General features: G+C 43.9%; 18 protein-coding genes and 1 tRNA gene. 12 read left to right on the top strand and 7 right to left on the bottom strand.

What is annotated here, in order from left to right; all coding sequences use genetic code 11:
* Positions 1–31 precede the first annotated feature (31 nt).
* Positions 32–1717 (bottom strand): glycosyltransferase, encoded by a 1686-nt coding sequence (locus tag ACOCD9_RS16900; protein ID WP_287703479.1) that lies wholly within the window; start codon positions 1715–1717, stop codon positions 32–34.
* A gap of 196 nt (positions 1718–1913) precedes the next feature.
* Between ACOCD9_RS16900 and tyrS the strand changes: the two genes are divergently transcribed.
* Positions 1914–3131, top strand: a complete 1218-nt coding sequence (gene tyrS / locus ACOCD9_RS16895; RefSeq protein ID WP_419548018.1) for a tyrosine--tRNA ligase — start codon at positions 1914–1916, stop codon at positions 3129–3131.
* A 17-nt stretch (positions 3132–3148) separates the two neighbouring features.
* Here the strand turns inward: tyrS and ACOCD9_RS16890 are convergent, their stop codons facing one another.
* The gene (locus ACOCD9_RS16890; RefSeq protein WP_002732972.1) at positions 3149–3385 is read right to left on the bottom strand and encodes a ferredoxin-thioredoxin reductase variable chain; all 237 of its coding nucleotides are present in this window, start codon (positions 3383–3385) and stop codon (positions 3149–3151) included.
* Between the two features lie 230 nt (positions 3386–3615).
* On the opposite strand from ACOCD9_RS16890, the gene carB reads away from it, so the two are divergent.
* Together carB and ACOCD9_RS16880 are read left to right on the top strand one after the other, a co-directional pair.
* Positions 3616–6861: a carbamoyl-phosphate synthase large subunit gene (gene carB / locus ACOCD9_RS16885; RefSeq protein ID WP_419548017.1), complete on the top strand. Its 3246-nt coding sequence runs from the start codon at positions 3616–3618 to the stop codon at positions 6859–6861.
* A gap of 211 nt (positions 6862–7072) precedes the next feature.
* Positions 7073–8473 carry a TldD/PmbA family protein gene (locus tag ACOCD9_RS16880; RefSeq protein ID WP_419548016.1) on the top strand — a complete coding sequence of 467 codons (1401 nt, stop codon included), beginning with the start codon at positions 7073–7075 and terminating at the stop codon, positions 8471–8473.
* Between the two features lie 211 nt (positions 8474–8684).
* Here the strand turns inward: ACOCD9_RS16880 and tatA are convergent, their stop codons facing one another.
* From tatA to ACOCD9_RS16865, 3 genes are all read right to left on the bottom strand, one after another.
* On the bottom strand, positions 8685–8861 hold the full coding sequence (tatA, locus tag ACOCD9_RS16875; protein WP_002733416.1) for a twin-arginine translocase TatA/TatE family subunit: 177 nt from the start codon (positions 8859–8861) through the stop codon (positions 8685–8687).
* A 91-nt stretch (positions 8862–8952) separates the two neighbouring features.
* Entirely contained in the window at positions 8953–10383 is a 1431-nt protein-coding gene (gene lpdA / locus ACOCD9_RS16870; protein ID WP_002803425.1) for a dihydrolipoyl dehydrogenase, read from the bottom strand.
* A 550-nt stretch (positions 10384–10933) separates the two neighbouring features.
* Positions 10934–11599: a DUF3782 domain-containing protein gene (locus ACOCD9_RS16865; protein WP_419548015.1), complete on the bottom strand. Its 666-nt coding sequence runs from the start codon at positions 11597–11599 to the stop codon at positions 10934–10936.
* 346 nt (positions 11600–11945) lie between these two features.
* Between ACOCD9_RS16865 and queG the strand changes: the two genes are divergently transcribed.
* Both queG and ACOCD9_RS16855 read left to right on the top strand, forming a co-directional pair.
* A complete protein-coding gene (gene queG, locus ACOCD9_RS16860; protein WP_419548014.1) occupies positions 11946–12893 on the top strand; it encodes a tRNA epoxyqueuosine(34) reductase QueG in 948 nt (315 codons plus the stop codon).
* Positions 12883–13521, top strand: coding sequence for an HAD-IA family hydrolase (locus ACOCD9_RS16855; RefSeq protein WP_287702204.1), 639 nt, complete (start codon positions 12883–12885; stop codon positions 13519–13521). The genes queG and ACOCD9_RS16855 overlap by 11 nt, the downstream gene beginning before the upstream one ends.
* Positions 13522–13608: 87 nt before the next feature.
* Here the strand turns inward: ACOCD9_RS16855 and ACOCD9_RS16850 are convergent.
* A tRNA-Leu gene (locus ACOCD9_RS16850) sits at positions 13609–13694 on the bottom strand.
* A gap of 172 nt (positions 13695–13866) precedes the next feature.
* Here ACOCD9_RS16850 and ndhL point away from each other — a divergent pair.
* The 6 genes from ndhL to ACOCD9_RS16820 all read left to right on the top strand — a co-directional run bounded on the left by ndhL (position 13867) and on the right by ACOCD9_RS16820 (position 17665).
* Positions 13867–14106, top strand: coding sequence for an NAD(P)H-quinone oxidoreductase subunit L (gene ndhL / locus ACOCD9_RS16845; RefSeq protein ID WP_002732218.1), 240 nt, complete (start codon positions 13867–13869; stop codon positions 14104–14106).
* A gap of 20 nt (positions 14107–14126) precedes the next feature.
* Complete coding sequence (locus tag ACOCD9_RS16840; RefSeq protein WP_002783731.1) at positions 14127–14432, top strand: DUF3007 family protein; 306 nt, start codon at positions 14127–14129, stop codon at positions 14430–14432.
* Positions 14433–14436: 4 nt separating this feature from the next.
* Positions 14437–14865, top strand: a complete 429-nt coding sequence (locus ACOCD9_RS16835) for an ATP-dependent zinc protease (protein ID WP_419548013.1) — start codon at positions 14437–14439, stop codon at positions 14863–14865.
* Between the two features lie 258 nt (positions 14866–15123).
* The gene (locus tag ACOCD9_RS16830; protein WP_419548012.1) at positions 15124–16047 is read left to right on the top strand and encodes a restriction endonuclease; all 924 of its coding nucleotides are present in this window, start codon (positions 15124–15126) and stop codon (positions 16045–16047) included.
* A gap of 75 nt (positions 16048–16122) precedes the next feature.
* Positions 16123–16704: a phycobiliprotein lyase gene (locus ACOCD9_RS16825; RefSeq protein WP_287702198.1), complete on the top strand. Its 582-nt coding sequence runs from the start codon at positions 16123–16125 to the stop codon at positions 16702–16704.
* Between the two features lie 208 nt (positions 16705–16912).
* Positions 16913–17665, top strand: coding sequence for a phycobilisome rod-core linker polypeptide (locus ACOCD9_RS16820; RefSeq protein WP_045359953.1), 753 nt, complete (start codon positions 16913–16915; stop codon positions 17663–17665).
* A gap of 89 nt (positions 17666–17754) precedes the next feature.
* On the opposite strand, the gene mnmA is transcribed toward ACOCD9_RS16820, so the two are convergent.
* Positions 17755–18813, bottom strand: coding sequence for a tRNA 2-thiouridine(34) synthase MnmA (gene mnmA, locus ACOCD9_RS16815; protein WP_419548011.1), 1059 nt, complete (start codon positions 18811–18813; stop codon positions 17755–17757).
* 102 nt (positions 18814–18915) lie between these two features.
* Between mnmA and ACOCD9_RS16810 the strand changes: the two genes are divergently transcribed.
* On the top strand, positions 18916–19560 hold the full coding sequence (locus tag ACOCD9_RS16810; protein WP_419548010.1) for a hypothetical protein: 645 nt from the start codon (positions 18916–18918) through the stop codon (positions 19558–19560).
* Positions 19561–19707: the final 147 nt, after the last annotated feature.

The raw sequence follows: 19707 nt of genomic DNA, 5'->3' as shown, positions 1-19707 counted from the left end.
GATCGTTGTTAGGAAACTTGGCCTTAATTTTCTAAAATATTGGGAGTTTTTTCTTGATCTTAGCAAGAAGTAAAATAGAAGTTTTTGCTAGGGTTTTTACTATTCCCTTACGAGAGGACAAATAGTTGATTTCTTCCCGTAATTCCTGATTATTTTTCTGGAGATAATTATGATGATTTTCTAATTCTTTTAAGGATATTTCCATCCCTTGCATAGTACGATAATCTTGCTGTTGTTTCAGATACATTATCTGTTGTGCTTCCTGTAACTTTCTTAACTCTAACCAGACTTGATTCTGACTTGATTCCTTACTTTCCCTGAGCGCATACTGGAAAAAATTAGTGATTTCTTCAGCGATTTTTTGATTAACTTCAAAAAGCTCGATAATATTAATCTTTTCGGGGGTAATTTTGGGGTATAACTTTCTTAAATCTTGGGCAATATCAGAGGAAAAAGCGATGATTCTAGAAGCGGATAAAATTGCATAGTGTTTTTCTAAATCTACTGGTAAATTACCATTTTCTTCTGGGGATTCAGAAGCAAGCAAAAGTAGAGAAGGAGTGGTTAAGGGACTGGTATAAAAAGTGGAAATAAATAAATTAGCCTGTAGGCGATCGCAAATAGCTTGGATTTTTCTGGCATCCTTTCCCGTACAATTATAATCGTAGGATTCCGCAGGCCAATATTTAAATTCTTCCCATCTTGGTGCGCTGTTATTTCTATCTAAAATAACAATCTGTTGACTCAATTCTAATTGACTCCAATGCTCTAGAATTGAAGACCAAACCCTGGCTAATTTTCCTTGATTGATTTGAAAAATCACGCCATCAATAACAATAATAGGGCATCTTTTCTGGGAGATAGCTTGAATTATTTGTAATTTTTCTCGCTCCTCTTCCTGTAAAATTATGCCTAAATCTTCCATCTTAACTGGATTGGATTTAATTTCTAGATCCTTAATGTCTGGGTGGGGAATTTTATAGATTTTACACACTTGATAATGTTCCTCTAATGCTTGACCATTACTGCCATGTTCTAAGCCTTGGAGATTTAAATAATATAACCCTAAAATCTCAGGAATCAAAGCCATTTTTTCACCTTGACTGCCGATTCTTAACCAAAATTCATAATCACCAGCACAGTGAAAATTTTCCTGAAAATAACCATATTTATCGTGCAGCATTTTTCGCCACATTGGTTGAGAACCCACACAACAACCTTGACGCATCTGTTCATAGGAGTAATTTGGCCAATTCCAATGTTTTAAAGCTGGGGTGGTGGCAAAAGTATCATTTTTGAGGGTGGTAATTAATTGATCTGCATAAACTAAACTAATCTCTCTATTGTTATCTAGATAATTAGCCATAATTTCCAGAGCATTAAAACAGCGACGATCATCAGTATTCCCATTGGTGATATAGGAACCCCTAGCTAGTTTAATAGCACGATTCCAAGCTTGATAAAGGGTTTCTCGTTCTTGAGTTCTCTGGTAAATAATATTAGGATAATTTTCTTGAAACTCTTGGATAATCTCCCCTTCATTCTCCGGAGAAGCACTATCGATAATAATAATTTCTACTTCTCCCTTTTCATAAAGAGTTTGAGTAACCAAATCCTCTAGACAACCCCGGATAAACTCCGCTGATTTATAGGTAGAAACAATTACAGAAACTTTGATCCTCTGCAATAGTATGGAGTTGTTATAACTAGGATTCATCGGCTTATCTGATCGCAATTCAAGACAGGGAAATTTTTTGATAATTCGGGATAGTAAGATTTTAAGACTCTATATTTGATCGAGAGAATTGTCAAGATGTTATCGACTCTTATTGGGATACCAGTTTATTTATCTTTTGCTTGTTACTTGACATACTAAAAAACTATAATAGGAAGGCTGTGGAAAATGTGCAACAATGACCGTATCTTCCTCCCTAGACTGGCTAACCCGTGGAACCAGTGATTTATTCCCCCATCAACCCAACTCCCAAGATCCTAGGGAAAATTTAACCCAACTACTGCAAACCACCGATCGCCCTTTAAGAATTAAACTAGGTATTGACCCCACCGGCAGCGATATTCACCTAGGTCATAGTATTCCTTTTCGGAAACTGCGGGCCTTCCAGGATGCTGGTCATATAGCAGTGGTAATTATTGGCGATTTTACCGCTAGAATCGGCGATCCGACGGGAAAATCGGAAGTTAGAAAACAATTGACCAGCGAAGAAGTGAGAGCCAATGCCGAGAATTATCTGGCACAATTACGCCCAATTTTAGATTTTAACACCCCTAATCGCCTAGAAATTCGCTATAACTCGGAATGGTTGGGGAAATTAGACCTCTCGCAAATTCTCGAACTTCTCTCCACCATGACCGTCGGGCAAATGTTGGCAAAAGAAGGCTTTTCCGAACGCTACGACAAGGAAAACCCGATTTTTCTCCATGAATTTCTCTATCCCTTAATGCAGGGTTATGATTCCGTAGCTGTTGAGGCCGATGTCGAATTGGGAGGAACCGATCAAAAATTTAATATTGCCGTCGGTCGCGATTTACAGAAATATTTCGGCAAAAAACCGCAATTCGGGCTACTTTTACCGATTTTAATCGGAACCGATGGCAGTCAAAAAATGTCCAAATCCCTGAATAATTATGTGGGATTGCGGGAATCGGCCCTGTCCATGTACTCGAAACTGGAAAAAACCCCCGACGCTTTGTTAAAAGATTATTACGAACTATTGACAAACTTGCCCTTAGATGCTATGCCAAGCAATCCGCGAGAGGCACAAAAACAACTGGCGATCGAGGTAGTTGCCCAGTTTCACGGGACAGAGGAGGCATTAAAGGCACAAAAAACGGCGCAGGAGATAGTTCTACAGGGAAATACGGCAGCTGCGGCCTCTGTACCCGAATTTTCCCTCACATCGGTCACTTTTCCCCTGAAATTATTCTATCTTCTTGCGGCCACCGGCTTATGTAAAAGTAGCGGCGAAGGGAGAAGACAGATTCAGGGGGGCGCAGTCAGGATCGATAGCGAGAAAATCACCGATGTGGACAAAAGTTTTGAGACAGCCGAAGCTTTAGCCGGAAAAGTCCTACAGGTGGGCAAAAATAAATTTATTCGCTTCGTAGCTTAGAATAAGCGAAAAAGTCCCTATTCGGCGGCTTTTTCCACGATTTCTAACTCAAAATCTCGAAAATGGGCTTTAAACTTTTTACTGAACTCGACGAGGACAGGTAGATTGGCGCTAACCGGTCTGCCACGCCATTCGGTGACAAAAGCTTTCACCCCTCCCTCTAATCCTTTCACGTCAAAAGGATCCGATTTGTGTTCAGGATGATGATAAACTACCACGGACTCAATTACACGAACTCGATCGCCAACTTTCATAAACTCTCTAGCGAAGACAAACGCCTATTGTATCTTTGAAAACAATCTTATCATTGTACGCGATATCAGTGATCAGTAAACAGTGATCAATTATCAGGGAAATGGGGAGAAAAAAGCTGCCTGCTGCCTGCTCAAGCAAACAAGGTCATTAAACCTAAATAAAGCTTTGGGGGATCGAGGGTGACAACATATACAATGATTGGGGTTTATCCTCAAGCAACCCTAAGCCTATGCCACGCCGTGATGACTTGCAAAAAATCCTAATCTTGGGCGCTGGCCCGATTGTCATCGGACAAGCCTGTGAATTCGACTATTCGGGAACTCAAGCCTGTAAAGCCCTACGAGAAGAAGGTTATGAGGTAATTTTAGTCAATTCTAACCCCGCCTCGATCATGACCGACCCGGAAATGGCCGATCGCACCTACATTGAACCAATTCTGCCGGAAATTGTCGAGAAAATTATCGCTAAAGAACGTCCTGATGCGATTCTACCGACTATGGGTGGTCAAACTGCCCTGAATACTGCGGTAGCTTTAGCCAAAAGCGGCGTTTTAGAAAAATATAACGTGGAACTGATCGGGGCAAAACTCCCCGCTATTGAAAAAGCCGAAGATAGGGAACTATTCAAAAAAGCAATGGAGAAAATCGGTGTTCCCGTCTGTCCTTCGGGGATTGCCAACAATTTAGAGGAGGCAAAAGCGATCGGTCATCAGATCGGTTCCTATCCTCTCATTATCCGGCCAGCCTTCACTTTAGGGGGAACCGGGGGCGGTATTGCCTATAACCAAGAAGAATTTGAACCGATGGCCCAGTATGGGCTAGATTGTTCGCCTACATCGCAAATTCTCGTCGAAAAATCTCTAATTGGCTGGAAAGAATACGAATTAGAGGTTATGCGCGATCTAGCCGATAACGTGGTGATCATCTGTTCGATCGAAAACTTTGACCCGATGGGGGTCCATACCGGCGACTCGATTACGGTTGCGCCCGCCCAAACCCTAACCGATAAAGAATACCAACGCCTCCGGGACTATTCTAAGGCAATTATTCGGGAAATTGGCGTAGAAACCGGCGGATCGAACATCCAATTCTCCGTTAATCCCACTAACGGCGACGTAATCGTGATTGAGATGAATCCCCGGGTATCCCGTTCTTCGGCCCTAGCATCAAAAGCCACGGGATTCCCGATCGCTAAATTTGCCGCTAAACTAGCAGTAGGCTACACTTTAGACGAAATTCCCAACGATATCACCAAAAAAACCCCGGCTTCCTTTGAACCGACTATCGATTATGTCGTCACCAAAATTCCTCGCTTTGCCTTCGAGAAATTCCCCGGCTCGCAACCGATTCTAACTACCCAGATGAAATCCGTCGGGGAAGCTATGGCTATCGGTCGAACTTTCCAAGAATCCTTCCAAAAAGCCCTGCGCTCCCTAGAAACGGGGCGTTTTGGCTTTGGTTGCGATAAAGTCGAAACTCTCCCCCCCCTCTCGGAAGTCCGGGCCAGTTTGCGGACACCTAACCCCGAACGAGTTTATAGTATCTATCATGCTTTTAAATTGGGCATGAATGGGGAGGAAATCCACGAACTAACCGGGATTGATCCCTGGTTCCTCGATAAATTGGCCGATTTGATGGAAACTGAGAAGTTCCTCAAACGAACTCCCCTGAAAAGTCTCGGCAAAGAGGATCTATTCGCTATTAAACAACAGGGTTTTAGCGATCGCCAAATAGCCTTCGCCACCAACAGCAGCGAGGACGAAGTAAGAAGTTATCGCAAGGGTTTAGGTATTGTTCCCGTTTATAAAATGGTGGACACCTGCGCGGCGGAATTTGAAGCCCTAACACCCTACTATTATTCCACCTACGAACGGGTAGAATCGGAAGTTTTACCCTCCGATAAACGCAAAGTGATGATCCTTGGTGGTGGTCCTAATCGCATCGGTCAGGGGATAGAATTTGACTACTGTTGTTGTCATGCCGCTTTTTCCCTCAGTCAAGCCGGTTTTGAGACGATTATGGTCAACTCTAACCCGGAAACTGTCTCCACCGATTACGATACCAGCGATCGCCTTTACTTTGAACCCCTGACTAAAGAGGATGTCTTAAATATCATCGAAGCGGAACAACCAGAGGGTTTAATTATTCAATTCGGTGGGCAAACTCCCTTAAAACTGGCGGTTCCCCTGCAAAAATATTTAGAATCGCCTAATTGTCCCGTAAATACCAAAATTTGGGGAACTTCACCCGATTCGATCGATGCCGCCGAAGATCGGGAACGGTTTGAAAAAATCCTCCGAGAATTAGATATCCGACAACCCCCCAACGGTATTGCCCGCAATTTCCAAGAATCCCAAGCCGTGGCTAAACGCATCGGTTATCCCGTGGTAGTACGTCCGTCCTATGTTTTAGGCGGTCGGGCGATGGAAATCGTCTATTCCGATAGCGAATTGGAACGCTATATGAAGTATGCGGTACAGATAGAACCGGATCACCCGATTTTAATCGATAAATTCCTCGAAAATGCCATCGAAGTGGATGTGGATGCCCTCTCAGATGCCACGGGAACAGTAGTTATCGGGGGATTAATGGAACATATCGAACAAGCGGGCGTACATTCGGGCGATTCTGCCTGTTCTATCCCCCATACGTCCCTGAGTGCCTCGGTTTTAACCACAATTCGACAATGGACGGTGGAACTAGCGAAAGCTTTAAAAGTAATCGGTTTGATGAATATCCAGTATGCGGTACAGGGGGAGACAGTTTATATCTTAGAAGCGAATCCCCGCGCTAGTCGTACTGTTCCCTACGTTTCCAAAGCAACGGGAGTTCCTCTGGCAAAAGTTGCCTCCCTCGTCATGTCGGGCAAAACCCTAGCAGAATTGGGTATCATCAGCGAAGCAATTCCCCGTCATATTGCCGTGAAAGAAGCGGTTTTACCCTTCCAGAAGTTCCCCGGTGCTGATACTCTCCTGGGACCAGAAATGCGTTCTACAGGGGAAGTAATGGGGATTGACAGCGATTTTGGCAAAGCTTTCGCTAAAGCGGAAATGGCCGCCGGCGTGATTTTAGCCACCAGTGGGACGGTTTTTGTCTCGATGAACAATCGCGATAAAACCCCCATGGTCCCCGTGGTTAAGGATCTGCAATCCCTCGGTTTTCGCGTCGTCGCCACTTCGGGAACTCGTGAAGTTTTGTTAGAAAACGGTTGCGAAAATATCGATTTAGTGCTAAAGATTCACGAAGGTCGTCCCCACGTTATCGATTGGATCAAAAATGACTGGATTCAGTTTATTGTCAATACTCCCAGTGGTGAAGAATCCCAAAATGATGGCCGACAAATTCGCCGCACTGCCCTCGATTATAAGTTACCCATTATCACCACTATCGCCGGGGCAAAAGCGACAGTAGCGGCCTTAAAATCCCTGCAATCCCAACCTTTAGAGGTGAAAGCTTTACAGGATTATCTCGCCTAATTTCAGTTATCAGTTATCAGTTATCAGTTAGAAAGGGTATATAGGGGTTTAGGGATTTAGGGATATAGGGGTTTAGGGATATAGGGGTTTAGCGAAATTTCAGCCAAATGCCCCACTACCCCTACACCCCACACCCCATCTCCCCACTACCCCACTACCCCATCACCCCACTTCCCAATTCATAATTCATAATTCATAATTCATAATTCCTATGACCGATACTCTCACCGACTATAAAAACCTGATTAGTGAACTGATTAACCGTTATAAAAACCGCGTCGATTTTCTGACAATTCGTCTAGAAGAAGCGCGGGGGACTAATATTCTACTGCGTTCCGAACGAGTGGAAACCCTCAGCGAAGGTATTGCTATCGGTGGTCAGGTACGCGCTTGTTATAAAGGAGGTTGGGGATTTGCCAGCTTTAATCAATTATCCAGTTTACAGGAACGATTAGAAGATGCGATCGCTGCTGCCCGTTTAATTGGGGAAGAAGAAACCCTAATTGCTCCGGTAGAACCTGTAATTATCTCCTGTGAATTGCCTTTAACGGGAACAGACCCGCGTTTAGTGCCATTAGCCGATAAAAAAGCCCTCTGCGATCGCTATAATAACTTACTGCGTCAACATCATCCCAGTATTGCCACCACTTCCGTCCGTTACAGCGATAGCAGTCAACATATTCTTTTAGGCACTTCTGACGGGACTTTAATCGAACAAAAATGGTCGGACTTAGAAATGCGTTTTTCGGCCACCGCTAGGGATGGCGACAGCGTACAAACAGGCCGGGAAACCACGGGATCCCGAAAAGCTTTCGAGGATCTGGTCAATTTAGAAGAACAGGTGCAGGGGTCGGCTAAACGGGCCCTACAAGCCCTAGTTTTGCCCCCTGTCAAGGGCGATACCTACACCGTCGTCATCGATCCCATTTTAACCGGTCTGTTCGTCCATGAGGCTTTTGGCCACCTTTCCGAGGCAGATATGTTATACGAAAATCCCGACCTTTTGGAAGTGATGAGTATGGGCAAACGTTTCGGACCGGATAACCTGCAAATCTTTGACGGGGCCTATCCGGAAGGTCATCGGGGCAGTTATTTTTATGACGATGAGGGAACCCCCGCAACGACGACTCAGTTAATTAAAGATGGGGTTTTGGTGGGAAGACTGCATTCGCGGGAAACGGCGGGCAAATTAGGCGAAAAACCGACCGGTAACGCTCGTTGTCTCAATTATCATTATCCGCCCATTGTCCGCATGACCAACACTTGGATTGAACGGGGAACCACTCCCGTTAAAGAGTTATTTTCGGGGATAAAAACGGGAGTTTATGCCCAAAATTGGCAGGGAGGCATGACTAACGGCGAAATGTTCACTTTTAGCGCCGGGGAAGCTTGGATGATTCGCGACGGAGAAATTGCTGAACCGGTTAAAGATGTGACTCTCTCTGGTAATGTCTTTAAAACCCTAGCCAATATTGAGGCAATTGGGGATGATTTCTACTGGGACGAGTCGGGAGGCTGCGGAAAAGGGGGTCAAAGTGGTTTACCCGTCGGCTGCGGTGGCCCCAGTCTCCGTATCCGCGATGTGGTGGTGGGGGGAGAAGCAGATATTTAGTGAACAGTCAACAGTAAACAGTAAACAGCTTCTGAGGGCAAGAGGCTCCAAGAAAGAATCTGGCAATTCTCCTACCTAAAAAGAAGGTTAGAAACTAAGTACATCAAAACCTTTAGCTTAACAAATTAGGGGGGGCATCTCAATTTTTGGGCGCACGCAGTTCGATAAACTCATTGTAGGGGCGAATTGCCTTCGCCCTGACAGCCGCAGTCTATCTCATCTTCTCGTCACTGTCTTCAATTTCTTGCTCATCTTGATTGATTTCTTCTTTAAATCCCCGTAAAGTTTTTCCCAAAGCTGCCCCAAATTCGGGTATTTTTTTCGGCCCAAATATCAGGAGAACAACTACAGCAATAATGACTATTTCTGGCCAACCTAATCCAAACATAATCTTGAAAGTAAAAAGTAAAAAAAGAGAAAGGAGTCAGAATTCAGGAGTCGGAAACTTAACGGTGATAACTGATAACTGATAACTGACTCTATGCTGCCACTTCAGCGCGTTTGTAAGCTTCGTCGAGGACTTCTGAGAGAGTCGGATGGGTGTGGATGCGGAAAGCGAGTTCATGGACGGATTTACGTTCAGCGATCGCATTGGCCGCTTCTTGAATTAAATCCGATGCGTGGATACCGATAATATGAACACCGAGTAATTCCCCCGTATCCTGACGATAAACGACTTTAGCGATGCCTTCCGTTTCTCCTTCCGCTAAAGCTTTAGAATTTCCCTTAAAATAGGTCTTGACAGAAGCAACCTTATACCCTTCTTCCTGTGCCAAAGCTTCTGCTTGCGGTTCCGTTAAACCCACATAACTAATTTCGGGGTGGGTAAAAGCGGCGGCGGGAATACTGCGATAATCGATGGTTTTTGGGCGATTACAGATATTTTCAATGGCTATTACCCCTTGACCCGAAGCAGCGTGAGCTAACATCATTTTACCCGTAGCGTCGCCCACGGCCCAGAGATGGGGAATCGGTTCACCGTCCTGAATTACCTGCATTTTGTCATTAACCGCAATAAAACCGCGTTTATCCAGTTCTACCCCGACAAATTCCAATCCGAGATTCTTTGTCGCAGGGATTCTCCCTGTAGCGACTAAACAAGCATCTACTTCTAAAATTTCGATCGCTTCTTTGCTTTTTGCGTCCACCAGTTCAATGGCCACAGGATTCCCCGGTTTAATACTTTTTGCCAAAACTCCCACATAAGTCTCGATATCTCTAGGTTTAATCAGAACTCTTTCGGCGATTTTCGAGATTTCTGGGTCAAATCCAGGCATGAGACTATCTAAAGCTTCGATCATCGTCACTTCACAACCCAAAGCGGTGTATATATCCGAAAATTCCAGACCGATATAACCACTACCGATAATTGCGATCCACTTGGGTAAAGTTTCTAATCTAACGGCCTCATCACTGGTAAAAACCGTTTTATGATCGATCTCGATCCCCGGTGGGACAAAGGGAACCGACCCCGGACAGAGCATAATATCCTTAGCGGTGTAGATTTTTTCGCCACTATCCCCGATGACGCTAACTTTTTGCGGGCCGGCGATTTTTCCCCAACCGTGGATAGTATCAACCTTGAGACGTTTAAGACTATTAGTGAGATCGCCTCTAATTTTACTGACAAGGTTGTTAGCATGATCGGCAATTGTCGGACGGTCAAAATTAACGCCACCGATGGCAATACCTAGACTTTTCAGATGGTCACTATCGGCCAATTCGCGCACTCGTCCCGAGGCTGCCAGTAAAGCTTTAGAAGGAATACAACCGCGATTAACACAGGTTCCTCCCATATCTTTGGCTTCGATAATAGCTGTTTTTAGCCCACATTTGACTGCGTGTAGGGCTGCCCCGTGGCCACCAACTCCAGCACCGATAATAATTAAATCGTAGTCGAATTCACTCATAGTCTCTCTGACTCTCAAAGTTAGCATTATCTCATTTTACGATCCACTGCGATCAAGCTGTGCTATCCTGGGCAAAAACTGGAGCCGGTTTTTAGCCATCAGGCTCTTGTGCATTGAAACTGGGTATTGGCAATTTTAGGACAAGTCGTTACTAGACCTCTGGTAAAAATCAAAAATTGTTGTTGGGGTTAGGAGCCTGTCGTCGGTCGTCAGGAGAATTTTAAATGCTCTATTCACAGATTTTAGGTGATTTAGTCCTTATTTTTGCGGTTTTTGAATCCTCAAAAATTAATTAGGGTTTGCTGAATCAAAATATGAATACTAAGTAGTCGGACATAAATTCTGTTGTCTATCTTAAGAAATGTAAATTGCCGCAATTCTTACTGACGACCGACTCCTGACGACCGGCTACTGACTCCTTACCCTACAGTTAACTTTACTTTTGTCCAACTACTTAATCGTGCATCGTATCCATAAGTTAGTCTAGTCCTAGGTTGGAAAAATTAAACCTGCTGTCAACACTTTGCCGGATGAGGGGAACATCTTTCTCTTACCATAATTTAGGCTCGAAACCAGAATCATTAATGATTTCTACCGTTTCTCCCGATGGTTTAATCACAAATAAACCTTGTTTATAGGCATAACGATCTACTCCTTCATCTATTTCTATTCCTGCCACTGCACCATAAGCTTGATAGTTTTTATAATGGGGAAATGCTTGTTTAAATCGACTTAATTTTTCTAAAAATTCATTGACATCATCTTTCGATAAACGAGACTTACATTCTACTAAAACTACCTCGGTTTCATCGACGGCTAAAACGTCAATCTCCATGGCTATTCCTTGCCGTTTTACCCTGGCACGACTATAGGTTTCTTTAACATCGATACCTTTGCCACGAAATAGGCTAATAACAGCAGGTTCGACTAATTCCTCGACAAATCTTCCCCAGCGAGTGGTTAAACTATCCACAGCACGACTGGTATTGGCCACTGTTTTCTCTAGATCGGCCAAACGGCGATCGGCTTCGTCCTTGGCTTCAGCGGCCCGGCGATCGTATTCAGCGGCCCGGCGATCGGCTTCGGCAGCCCGGCGATCGGCTTCGTCCTTGGCTTCGGCGGCCCGGCGATCGTATTCTTGGCGTGATTGTTCAAACTTTTCGTTAGTTTTCTCAAAAAGTTTATAGATATCTTCGATGGTAATCGGTTGAGACATGGTTATTTGTTTTAATCTTTCTTATTTTACTATAATTGTACTAGCAAAGTGCAAGTCATTTTAGGGACGGGTGTTAATTGAGCAAGTCAATAGTTATACTAAATCCGTTGAGTAACGCACAGAAAACGGGTTTCTCGGAGAAACCCGTTTTCTACTCATGCAAAAGGCAAAACGGAGAATAAATAATCAGTTTTTAATAACTGGATTTAGTATGAGGACGATATAGCGGGGACGGGAACCACAGTTTCTTCGTTGATCATGGTTTCTAACTGTTCAGCCTGGGATTTGGCTCAATAAATTGATAATTGTAAATAATTGTTACAAATACTTGACTTAAGATATTTCTATGGTGACAGAAAAACAGATCAAAGAAAAAGCGCTAGAGTTGGGCTTCCATGGGGTCGGTATTGCCTCTGTGGACAGCCAAGACTCGGCGGTATCCCATCTAAAAAGCTGGTTAGAGCGCGGTTATCACGCTGATATGGATTGGATGACTAACCCGAAACGACAGGATATCAAAACTCTTTGGCCGGAAGTGCGATCGCTAATTTGTCTCGCCCTTAACTACTACACCCCCCAGCAACACAGTCAAGAACAAAACCATGGCAAAATTTCCCGTTATGCTTGGGGAAGGGATTATCACAAAGTATTAAGTAAAAAATTAAAAGCCCTCAGTCAATGGTTAGAAAGTCAGGGGGAGCAAATTCAAACCCGTTACTATGTGGACACTGGACCGGTACAGGATAAAGTTTGGGCGCAAAGAGCAGGAATCGGCTGGATTGCCAAGAATGGTAACTTAATTACCCGTAATTACGGCAGTTGGGTCTTTTTAGGGGAAATATTAACTAATTTACCTTTAGAACCGGATCGACCCCATAGCGCCCATTGTGGCACCTGTAGCCGTTGTTTAAGCGCCTGTCCCACCCAAGCAATAGTTAGTCCCTCTGTGGTGGATGCTAATCGCTGTATTGCCTACCATACCATTGAAAATCGTTCTGTAACTTTGCCTACAGAAATTGCCAAGAATTTACAGGGTTGGGTCGCTGGCTGCGATATCTGTCAAGATGTCTGTCCTTGGAATCAACGTTTTGCCCAAGTTACCGACGTGGAGGATTTTCAACCTCGTCCGGAAAACCTTTCGCCAAGGTTGGATGAATTAGCTAATCTAACTATAGAGGAGTGGGATCGTCGTTTCATCTCGTCAGCCCTACGTCGAATTAAACCCCAGCAGTGGCGACGTAATGCCCAGGCTAATTTAGCTCATTCCCCGAACCCCGCACAAGATGACAATTAAAGTAGTCGTGTTCGATTTTGATGGTACTATCGCCGATACCCACGATACTTTCGTGGAGATTGTCAATCGTTTGGCTAAAAATTTTGGTTATCAACCCGTCAACGAGGAAGATTTGGCCAGACTAAAAAACCTTAGTTCCCAAGAAATTATTAAACAATCCCAAGTTTCCCGCGTTAAAATCCCTTTTTTACTCTATCGAGTTAAACGGGAATTAAATAAACAAATTGAATGTCTGAAACCCTTCCATGGCTGGGATAACTGCCTCCTTACCCTTAAAGAAAGAGGCTATAGATTAGGAATAATAACTTCTAATACCAAAGAAAATGTCACCATATTTTTAGCAAATAATCAACTCTTAAATTTATTTGATTTTATCTGTTCGGGAACGCCTTTATTCGGCAAACACAAAATTCTTGATCGCCTGATCCGACAAAATAAATTCTGTCCCGATGAAATGATTTATGTCGGCGATGAAACCAGAGATATTACTGCTGCCAAAAAAAGTCAAGTGCAAGTGGTGGCCGTCGCTTGGGGCTTTAATTCCCCTCAAATTCTCACTCAATTTAACCCCGATCATCTCATTCATCATCCCCTAGAATTATTGGATATTTTAGATAGGTCTAGCTGAAAAAGTTTTTTCTGGGGACAAGGAAAGGCAGTTTGGGCATTTGTACTAAAATACCCAATACTCAGTTTAAATATAGACTTCGATTGATGGGGGCAGAGAGACTCGAACTCTCACGAGCTTATAAGGCTCAACGGATTTTAAGTCCGTAGCGTCTACCATTCCGCCACGCCCCCGTTATTTGACCGACAATTTTTTATCATATCACAAATAATTTAATTAGCAAGAGTATTTTCAGTAAATTATTTTAGCCCGCCAATTCGATCGCCACAAAGGGGGAAAGACAAGGTAAAATAATCAGCAGGTGAATTGCCGTTCACCGACAGCCATTGATAAAAATAAATCCTTATGCAATCAATTCTGACGCAAGAAACCATTATCATCGCCCTGATCTACCTATCTCTCAGTGTCTTGTATTTGCTCGTAATTCCCGCCGTTATCTACTACTACCTCAATACGCGCTGGTATGTGGCTTCTTCTTGGGAAAGAGGGTTTATGTACTTTCTGATGAGCTTTTTCTTCCCCGGGATGCTGTTGTTAAGTCCTTTCCTTAACTTCCGTCCCCAACGTCGTACCCTAAAAGCTTAAGTTATTAACCCAAAAAACCCATGAGACGCATTGATGTCATCGGGATCGGTATAGGGATGTTTGCTATGGGCGGCATCCTCTACATTGTCCTGCAAAAAACCGGTTTAGATAGTGCTTCGGCGGGAATTTGGAGTCAAGCGGTGTTGGTAGGTGGTGTCATCGGTTGGATTTTTACCTATCTGTTTCGAGTTGCCACCGATAATATGACCTACGGCAAACAGCGCAAGGATTACGAAGATGCCGTCTTTAAAAAACGCCTGGAAGCGATGACTCCCGAAGAAATCGCCCAAATGCAGCGGGAGATTGAAGAAGAAAAAACTAAATAGACGGATGAAACCCGATAAAATCATCATCGGTTGGCGAGAATGGCTGGATTTACCTGATTTAGGCATTACCAAAATAAAGGCCAAGATTGATACAGGCGCTCGCTCCTCGGCCCTACACGCTTTTGATCTGCATCCTTTTCGAGATGGCGATCGCAATTGGCTGCGCTTTCAAGTTCATCCCTACCAAAAAGATAGTCACCACACTGTCACCACCACCGCAGAAATCCTCGAATGGCGACAGGTAAAAAATTCTGGGGGTCAAAGTCAACTACGTCCTGTTATTAGAACAAGTGTATTGCTCGGCGGTCGTCAATGGGCGATCGAATTAACCTTGACTAATCGCGATGTCATGGGTTTTCGGATGTTATTAGGACGAGAGGCCCTGAAAAAAGGCTTTCTTGTCCATCCGAATAGGTCTTTTTTACTGAGTTAAGTTATATTTAAAGCCGTCAGTTTTGAATCAGTTATCAGTTATCAATTATCAGTTATCAGATGTGAGTTTTTATTTCACTGTTTACTGTTTACTGATCACTGAAAAGGCTTTTCTGGGAAGTGGGGAATTAGGGAAGTAGGGAGTGGGTTTTTAAAGTTCGATTGGCAGTTAATCGCACTATTAAAAACAGATTTGGTATTATTATCTAAATTCTTGGCTGTATAATTGTGATGACTGCCCCCGCTTTTTATCTGAACTATGCCCATTCCCGATTTTCAATCGATTATGTTGCCCCTATTAAAAATACTTGCAGATGGCAAAGTTTATAAATATCGAGAAATTTTTGAAGCCTTGGTCAGAGAGTTTCAAGTCACGGAAGCGGAAAGAAAAGAAATGCTTCCCAGTGGACAACAAGAAATTTTTGCTAATCGAGTCGGTTGGGCAAAAACCTATTTAAAGAAAGCGGGATTAATTGACTCACCCCAAAGGGCAACTTTTGTAATTTCTGAGAAAGGAAAAGAAATCTTATCTCAAAATCCTGCTCGAATTGATACCAAATTTCTCAGACAGTTTCCCGAATTTCAAGAATTTACTAGAGTTAAAAAACAAGATGACAATATTTCCGTTGACGATCATCGTAAATCAAACGAAGAAGAACAAACACCAGATGAATTACTAGAAAAATTCTATCAAGAAATTCGTCAAGCATTAGCAACAGACTTACTTTTTATTCTGCGAAAATTATCCCCAGATGCTTTTGAAAAATTAGTAGTAGAATTACTGGTAAAAATGGGTTATGGTGGCTCGATTAGAGATGCCAGTAAAGCGGTAGGTAAGAGCGGTGATCAAGGGATTGATGGAATAATAAAAGAAGATAGACTCGGTTTAGATATAATCTATATTCAGGCCAAAAGATGGGCTGATAATAATGCCGTTGGTCGTCCAGAAATCCAGAAATTTGTCGGGGCATTAGCGGGACAAGGAGCCAAAAAAGGTATTTTCATCACCACTTCCTATTTTACCAAAGAGGCTTTAGAATATGCCCCTAGAAATGAGATAAAAATAGTGCTGATTGATGGGGAAGAATTAGGTCAATTGATGATTGATTATAATTTAGGTGTATCGACCCAAAAAATCTATGAAATCAAGAGAATTGATCATGATTATTTTGGGGATGAATGAGAGAGACAGGAGGACAAGGGTTACAGAAAACGGCCATGGCGTTAAAATAGATGGGAAAAATAGAGGATAAAAACTATGGACGGGATGACCTTTTTTCAGAAAAGTGCGGGACAGTGGAAATCTCAGCGCACTACCCATCATTTACCCTTTCGACGCTCAGAAACCGGCGATTCCGAGATTTATGTGGAAGCTTTAGGTGCCGATAACCCGAAAATTATCGCTATCTGTGAAATGCACGAAGTCGATCCCGCCAAGGCGGTGGGGGGTGCCTTTGTCAGTTGGGATGGTTCGATGCAGTGGGACAAAGAAAACGAAAATCATCAAGGAACCACCGTTTTTGCGCTAATTCCCGACGAAGATAATCCCCAAGCGGGTGTTCTCCTGCGGGAGCGAGGTTATGCGGAAATCATTCCCGTGGCGGGCCGTTATCACATTGATGAACAGGAAGGTTTAGTCTTAATTACAGAATACGAAACTATGACCTCGATCGAGCGTTTTTGGTTTGCCGATGCCGATTTACGTCTCCGCACTAGCACAGTTCAACGTTTTGGCGGTTTTAATACGGCCACTTTTTGTGCTGAATCCCGCAATCAGTCATCGGAGTCAGTCTCTAGTGATTCCCCCGAACCATCATCCTATTCGATTAGTGGCTGGTAAATTCAGTTATCAGTGATCAGTTATCAGTTATCAGTCATCAGCTTTTTTCTCCCCTCTCCCTGCTCCGGCGCTCCCCACTCCCCGGATGGTAAGCAAGTTTTCTTAACAATTGTAAGAATTTTTAATATTTCTTTTCTAGTTGGCACCTACTCCCTTATCATTAGGAGGAAAGTTTTTTAAGCATTTCTAAGGATACGGAGGTTTACCCTTGGCCATTCCTCTTTTAAATTACGCCCCCAAGTCCCAAAACGTGCGGGTAGCTGGTTATGATGTCGGTGGAGACGAAAAACCGAGAGTTTACACGACAGAAAATGTCCTCTCCCCTAGCGACCTGGACGATTTAATCGAAGCCGCTTACCGTCAGATTTTCTTCCATGCCTTCAAATGGGATCGGGAACCCTTCCTCGAATCCCAATTACGCAATGGACAATTATCCGTGCGGGATTTCATTCGTGGTTTACTGTTATCGAAAACCTTCTATAACAGCTTCTACGAGAAAAACAGCAACTATCGCTTTGTCGAACAGGTAGTACAAAGAGTCCTCGGTCGCGATGTCTATAGCGAAAGAGAAAAAATTGCTTGGTCGATTGTCGTTGCCACCAAAGGCATTCAAGGTTTTGTCGATCAACTTCTCAACAGTGACGAGTATCTGCAAAGCTTTGGTTATGATACCGTTCCCTACCAACGTCGTCGCACCCTAGCCAGCCGCGAAATTGGTGAACGTCCATTCAACATCACCTCGCCTCGCTACGATGGCTACTATCGTGGTATTTTGGGCTTCCCCCAAATCGTTTGGCAGAATGCTGTCCGTCGCTATGTTCCCCAAGAGCAAAAACCCAAAGCCGGCGATCCTTCCAGCTTCTTGGCTATGGCCCGGGGTCTCGGTAGCGCCAAAGGCAATCCTGTACCAAGAGTCTCCGCTATGAATATTAACATCGAGGCTTCTGTACCCCGTCGTTAATTTTTAGCTCAACCTGCCGGGGAGAGTCCCTAATTGGCAGAATGACCCCCGAACCATAATCAGGTTATTCTGTGAATTGGTGGCTCTCCCTATGGGGTGGCTCCTGAGATAATCCCCCCACCGAGGACAATCTCCCCTTCATAAATCACGGCTGCTTGGCCCGGGGTGATGCTAAATTGTGGTTCATCGAAAACCAGCTTCACTTGATTATTTTCCAGGGGAATAACATTGACGGGAACGGCCGGAGAACGATAACGGACCTGTACTTGCGCGCGGATAGGGGTGGTGGGTTCAGCAATAGAAACCCAGTTCATGCGTCCGACAAGACAATCGGTACTAACGGCACTTTCGCGATTACCGACGATAACCCGATTCATGACGGGATCCAGTTTGACCACATAGAGGGGTTCAGCGGCGGCGATGCCGATGCCTTTGCGTTGTCCGATCGTATAATGATGGATACCGCTATGTTTACCCAAAACTTTGCCCTCGAGATCGACGATATCCCCCTCACTAACGGCGATATACTTATCCAAGAACGATCGCATAGTTCCGTGAGCTTCAATTAAGCATAAATCCTGACTATCGGGTTTATCTGCTGTTTTTAAGCCGAATTCCTGGGCAATTCTGCGGGTTTCTGCCTTGGTTTGTTCTCCCAAGGGAAATAAAGTCCCACGCAGTACATCTTGAGTTAGATCATAGAGAAAATAGGATTGATCTTTATTTTTATCGACGGCGCGCAGCAGTTGATAACGGTTATTTTCAGGAGAAAAACGAATTCTAGCGTAGTGACCGGTGGCAATAGTATCCGCTTCTAAGGTTTCCTTAGCATAATGCAACATCGGCCCAAATTTTACCGCTTTATTGCACTGAGAACAGGGCAGCGGTGTGATTCCCGCTTCGTAACCAGAAACCAGATAATCAATAATTTCTTTTTGGAAAAGCTCGCGACTATCGACGATATGATGGGGAACCCCCAACTGCTCACAAATAAAGGCCGCATCTACCATCCCCTCGGAGCAGCATTGACCTTTACCCTTCATTAACCACAGGGTCAAGCCAATAACATCATAACCTTGAGCGTGTAAGGCGGCAGCGGCAACAGAGCTATCTACTCCCCCCGATAGACCGACAACAACTTTTCCCATAAATCTTGTAATGATTTTTAACCAATATACTTTCTAGACTAGCATCTCCTACTTTAAAATTTGGACATGGTGTACCCAAATTTCGTGTGAGGACAAACCAGTATGATGAGAACAAACCTACTGTTTTTCTCGGCTTTATTTTGGTTAAAAGTCGGGATAATCGCTCAAGGAACGCTACTGCTAAAAGCAGACTTATCTTTTGCCCAGAATGTTTATCCCGGTCGTCGTTTACCCCCACCACCAGCGGTGAGACAACCAACTAAACGTTCAGACAGTCCCAGTGGTGCTAATTGTTCCCAATGTTCACCCTTAAATTTACCCCCAGTTAATTCTCCATCAGTTCGCTCCCCGGTGGCGGACCCAGTTTCCGGTAATCAACCCCTGAGAGAATACGTTTTTCAAGCTCCCGCTACCGTGCGTCCTGCCGATGCTACGGTGGTTAATAATAATAATCGTCAAACTCTCAATCCACCAGCACCCACACCGCAAAATCGCGCCAATAAACCCCCTTCTCCCCCACCACAGCAGCGGGTTATTGCAACTAATCAACTCTTTCGCGTTGAAGTTCAGAGTAATAGTACAGAAGCGTTGGCAAAAATTCAAGAAATTGAACCCCTCGCATTTATCCGCGCGGGAGAAAATGTTATTCAAGTGGGGTTATTTCAGCAACAATACCAAGCTAAACAACGGGTACAAGAGTTAACTAGACAGGGTTTTAGCGCCCAGATTATTACCCTCAATAATTAGTAAAGTTGGCTCTACCGAACCTGTCATGCAAAACTATCAACAACTTATGCTTGTAAAGCTTGTACAATAGGGCTTTGAGTTTTTGTTAGATTGATATTTATCAACTTTAGAGCATTGCTGGACAGAGAGGGAGCTTGGGGAATTTTC

It is taken from the genome of Microcystis sp. (assembly GCF_048564745.1).
Taxonomy (GTDB): Bacteria; Cyanobacteriota; Cyanobacteriia; order Cyanobacteriales; family Microcystaceae; genus Microcystis; species Microcystis ichthyoblabe_A.
This window is presented reverse-complemented; position numbering and strand designations above follow the sequence as displayed.

Excerpts from the sequence above, each read along its gene's own strand:
- ACOCD9_RS16810 (WP_419548010.1), top strand. The coding sequence starts at position 18,916 with ATGATGAGAACAAACCTACTGTTTTTCTCGGCTTTATTTTGGTTAAAA.
- tyrS (WP_419548018.1), top strand. The coding sequence starts at position 1,914 with ATGACCGTATCTTCCTCCCTAGACTGGCTAACCCGTGGAACCAGTGAT.
- lpdA (WP_002803425.1), bottom strand. The coding sequence starts at position 10,383 with ATGAGTGAATTCGACTACGATTTAATTATTATCGGTGCTGGAGTTGGT.
- tatA (WP_002733416.1), bottom strand. The coding sequence starts at position 8,861 with ATGTTTGGATTAGGTTGGCCAGAAATAGTCATTATTGCTGTAGTTGTT.
- ACOCD9_RS16865 (WP_419548015.1), bottom strand. The coding sequence starts at position 11,599 with ATGTCTCAACCGATTACCATCGAAGATATCTATAAACTTTTTGAGAAA.
- ndhL (WP_002732218.1), top strand. The coding sequence starts at position 13,867 with ATGCAATCAATTCTGACGCAAGAAACCATTATCATCGCCCTGATCTAC.
- ACOCD9_RS16900 (WP_287703479.1), bottom strand. The coding sequence starts at position 1,717 with ATGAATCCTAGTTATAACAACTCCATACTATTGCAGAGGATCAAAGTT.
- mnmA (WP_419548011.1), bottom strand. The coding sequence starts at position 18,813 with ATGGGAAAAGTTGTTGTCGGTCTATCGGGGGGAGTAGATAGCTCTGTT.
- ACOCD9_RS16840 (WP_002783731.1), top strand. The coding sequence starts at position 14,127 with ATGAGACGCATTGATGTCATCGGGATCGGTATAGGGATGTTTGCTATG.
- queG (WP_419548014.1), top strand. The coding sequence starts at position 11,946 with ATGGTGACAGAAAAACAGATCAAAGAAAAAGCGCTAGAGTTGGGCTTC.
- ACOCD9_RS16835 (WP_419548013.1), top strand. The coding sequence starts at position 14,437 with ATGAAACCCGATAAAATCATCATCGGTTGGCGAGAATGGCTGGATTTA.
- ACOCD9_RS16890 (WP_002732972.1), bottom strand. The coding sequence starts at position 3,385 with ATGAAAGTTGGCGATCGAGTTCGTGTAATTGAGTCCGTGGTAGTTTAT.
- ACOCD9_RS16880 (WP_419548016.1), top strand. The coding sequence starts at position 7,073 with ATGACCGATACTCTCACCGACTATAAAAACCTGATTAGTGAACTGATT.
- carB (WP_419548017.1), top strand. The coding sequence starts at position 3,616 with ATGCCACGCCGTGATGACTTGCAAAAAATCCTAATCTTGGGCGCTGGC.
- ACOCD9_RS16855 (WP_287702204.1), top strand. The coding sequence starts at position 12,883 with ATGACAATTAAAGTAGTCGTGTTCGATTTTGATGGTACTATCGCCGAT.
- ACOCD9_RS16830 (WP_419548012.1), top strand. The coding sequence starts at position 15,124 with ATGCCCATTCCCGATTTTCAATCGATTATGTTGCCCCTATTAAAAATA.
- ACOCD9_RS16825 (WP_287702198.1), top strand. The coding sequence starts at position 16,123 with ATGGACGGGATGACCTTTTTTCAGAAAAGTGCGGGACAGTGGAAATCT.